Origin of the sequence: Comamonas sp. (assembly GCF_009360615.1) — a bacterium.
GTDB lineage: Bacteria > Pseudomonadota > Gammaproteobacteria > Burkholderiales > Burkholderiaceae_C > Comamonas.
The window spans coordinates 1-3,610 of the sequence record NZ_SPEY01000003.1; the positions used below are offsets into that span (position 1 = coordinate 1).

At 67.6% G+C, this 3,610-nt stretch carries 4 protein-coding genes; all 4 read right to left on the minus strand.

Going from position 1 to position 3,610, the window contains the following annotated elements:
• The coding region (locus E2583_RS00565; protein ID WP_291592181.1) for an aldehyde dehydrogenase family protein at positions 1-229 on the minus strand (229 nt) is incomplete at its 3' end.
• A 147-nt stretch (positions 230-376) separates the two neighbouring features.
• Positions 377-1,714, minus strand: coding sequence for an enolase C-terminal domain-like protein (locus E2583_RS00570; RefSeq protein WP_291592183.1), 1,338 nt, complete (start codon positions 1,712-1,714; stop codon positions 377-379).
• Positions 1,715-1,751: 37 nt separating this feature from the next.
• Positions 1,752-2,717 carry a 2-hydroxyacid dehydrogenase gene (locus E2583_RS00575; RefSeq protein ID WP_291592184.1) on the minus strand — a complete coding sequence of 322 codons (966 nt, stop codon included), beginning with the start codon at positions 2,715-2,717 and terminating at the stop codon, positions 1,752-1,754.
• Positions 2,718-2,985: 268 nt separating this feature from the next.
• Positions 2,986-3,610, minus strand: a 625-nt coding sequence (locus tag E2583_RS00580; RefSeq protein WP_291592186.1) for a tripartite tricarboxylate transporter substrate binding protein, incomplete at its 5' end; no start/stop codon positions are given.

A 3,610-nucleotide genomic window follows, 5' to 3' on the forward strand; every position in this document is an offset into this window, starting at 1 on the left:
CCAGGATCTCCGTGCCGATCTTGTCCAGGGCGTCGGAGCGCGCCTGGATGCCCGAGGTGGACCAGGCCGGGAACGCGGCGGTGGCAGCGGCCACGGCGGCCTGCACGTCGGCTGCACCGCCCTGGGCGTACTCGCCGATCACATCGGACAGGTCGCTGGGGTTGGTGTTGGGGGAGTAGCTGTCAGCAGCCGTCCATTGGCCGTTGATGAGGTTGTCGTAGCGGGACATGGAGTTCTCCGTAAGAAAAAGAGGAACGCGAAGCAAGCGTCGTGCAAATCAGGGCGCGGCCCAGGCCAGAGATGCCGAGCAAGGGCCGCCCCGCAGCGATGGCGTCGTCCCCCTGGGGGAAGGCGCGCAGCGCCTCAGGGGGAGGCATCACCTCACCATGCAGGGCCGCTTGTTGTCGAACGTCCAGCCCGGGATCAGGTGCTGCATGGCGATGGCGTCGTCGCGCGCGCCCAGGCCGTGTTCCAGGTACAGGGCGTTGGCGCGCTTGAGGGCTTCGCGGTCCACGGTCACGCCCAGCCCGGGGGTCTTGGGCACTTCCACAAAGCCGCCCCTGATCTGCAGCGGGTTCTGCGTGAGGTACTGGCCGTCCTGCCAGATCCAGTGCGTATCGATGGCCGTGACCTTGCCGGGCACGGCGGCGGCCACGTGGGTGAACATGGCCAGCGAGATGTCGAAATGGTTGTTGGAGTGCGAACCCCAGGTCAGGCCCCAGTCGCGGCAGGTCTGGCCCACGCGCACCGAGCCGGCCATGGTCCAGAAATGGGGGTCGGCCAGAGGGATGTCCACGGACTGCAGCGACAGGGCGTGCACCATCTGGCGCCAGTCCGTGGCGACCATATTGGTGGCCGTGGGCAGGCCGGTGGCGCGGCGGAATTCGGCCATGACTTCACGGCCCGAGAAACCGCCTTCGGCGCCGCAGGGGTCTTCGGCGTAGGCCAGCACGCCGCGCATGTCGCGCATCAGGCGGATGGCGTCCTTGAGCAGCCAGCCGCCGTTGGGGTCCAGGGTGACGCGGGCCTCGGGGAAGCGTTTCGCCAGGGCCGTCACGGCTTCGACTTCCTGCTCGCCGGCCAGCACGCCGCCCTTGAGCTTGAAGTCGTTGAAGCCGTAGCGTGCGTAGGCGGCTTCGGCCTGGCGCACGATGGTCTCGGGCGTCATGGCCGTCATATGGCGCACCTGGCTCCAGTCGTCCGTGCCCAGCTTGTCTTCGCCGGGCTTGACGTAGTCCAGGCCGGTCTTGTCGCTGGGGCCCACAAAGAACAGGTAGCCCAGCATTTCCACGCGCTCGCGCTGCTGGCCTTCGCCCAACAGTGCGGCCACGGGTACGCCCAGGTGCTGGCCCAGCAGGTCCAGCAGGGCGGATTCGATGGCGGTCACAGCGTGCACGCCGATGCGCAGATCGAACGTCTGCAGGCCACGGCCACCGGTGTCGCGGCCTTCCAGGGATTTCTGCACCTCTTTCAGCAGCTGCAGGTGCTGGCCGATGGAGCGGCCGATCAGCACCTGCCGGCTGTCCTCCAGGGCCTGGCGGATGCCTTCGCCGCCCGGTACCTCGCCCACCCCCGTACGGCCCGCGCTGTCGTGCACCAGCACGACGTTGCGGGTGAAGTAGGGCGCATGCGCGCCGCTGAGGTTCATGAGCATGCCGTCGCGGCCGGCGACGGGAATGACTTCGATGGCGGTGATGGTCGGGGTAGTGGACATGGGAAGGCTCTTCAACAGACTCGGAGGGAAAAGGAAATCACTGCGCGGCGGACCAGGGCACCTCGGCCGCAGGGCGGCCAGTGGCGATGAACTGCTGCAGGTTGTGCAACACCAGGTCGGCCATGGCGCGGCGCGTTTCGTGGGTGCCGCTGGCGATGTGGGGGGCCAGCACCACGTTGTCCAGGGCCAGCAGCGCCGGCAGGGGACGGGGCTCGTCCTCGAACACGTCGAGGCCCGCACCGGCAATGCGCTTGTTCTCCAGGGCATCGGCCAGAGCGGCTTCGTCGACCACGCTGCCGCGCGCCACGTTGACCAGGAAGCCCTGTGGGCCCAGGGCGGCCAGCACTTCGGCATTCACCAGGTGGCGCGTGCCTTCGCCGCCTGCGGCGGTGATGACCAGGATGTCGGCCCAGCGCGCCAGCTCCCGCAGCGAGGGCAGGTACTGATGGGGCGAGCCCTCGACGGGGCGACGGTTGTGATAGGCCACCTCCATGTCGAAGCCCGAGGCTCGGCGCGCCACGGTGGAACCGATGCGGCCCATGCCGAAGATGCCCAGGCGCTTGCCGCTGGCGCGGGTGCGGATACCGAAGCGGCTCTGGCTCCAGTCGCCGCGGCGCACGAAGCGGTCGGACTCGCTCAGGCCGCGCGTGGCATCCAGCAGCAGGGCAAAGGCCAGGTCGGCCACGCAGCCGTCGAGCACGCCGGGCGTGTAGCCCACACGTGCGCCACGGCGCAGCAGAGCGTCCTTGTCGAGGGCGTCGAAGCCCACGCCGAAGCTGCTCACGAACTTGAGATTGGGCAGAGCGTCGACCACGCCCGCAGGCAGGCCCATGGCGGCCGAGGTGACCAGGTATTCGAACTGCGCGCCGTGCTCGCAGAGAAAGCGCTCGCGCTCAGGCTGCTCGGACAGCAGTGTCACCTCATAGGCCTGGGCCAGTTCGGCATCAAGCTGGGGCAGCGGCATCTTGCCGAATTGGAGAACGCGTGGACGGGAGGTCGCCATGCCGTGGAATCCTTGGAACTTGCAGGGGCCGAAAGCCCCGGTGAAAAAGGCCTGTGTGGTGGCAGGCCTGGGGAGATGACCAGAGGCCAACCCGAAGTTTTATCTCAGTGATCCGCTGTGCTCGATGTGGAAAAAGCTTTTCAACCCTGGCACGAACAAAGACCATGGACACCCGGCAAGGGCCTGAGCCGGCCGCCCCTCCCGCGCAGCGAGCGAGGGCGCCGTGCACACCGGGGAAGGCGCGAAGCGACCCAGGGGGAACCTCATTTCAATCCGCCGTGATCTTTCGGGTCTGGATCAGCTGCTTCCAGCGCTCGTTCTCCTGGGCCTGATAGCGCGTGAACTCTTCGGGCGTGTTGCCCACGATCTCCAGGCCCTGCTCCACGAAGCGCTTGCGGATGTCGGGCTGCTGCACGGCGGCAATCGCCGCCTTGGACAGCCTGGCCTTCACGTCGGCCGGCAATCCCCTGGGAGCGGCCATGCCCTGCCAGGAATAGACCTCGGCCCCCTTGACACCGGCCTCGGCCAGTGTGGGCACATCGGGCAGCACCGGCGAACGCTGGGTTCCGGTCACGGCAATCGCACGCAGCTTGCCGCTGCGCAGATGGGGCAGCACGGCATTGACGTTCTGGAAGGAAAAATCCACCTGCCCACCCAGCAGATCGGTGATGGCCGGCGCTCCGCCCTTGTAGGGCACATGCACGGCTTCGGTGCCCGTCTGCTGCCAGAACAGTTCGGCCGACAGATGGTCCGAAGAACCATTGCCGGAGCTTGCAAAACTGATCTTGCCGGGATGGGCCTTGAGCGCGGCAATCACCTCGCTCACGCTGCGGGCCTTTTGCGTCGGGCTGGCAACGAGCACATTGGGCGCCTGCACGGGGATGGTGATGTAG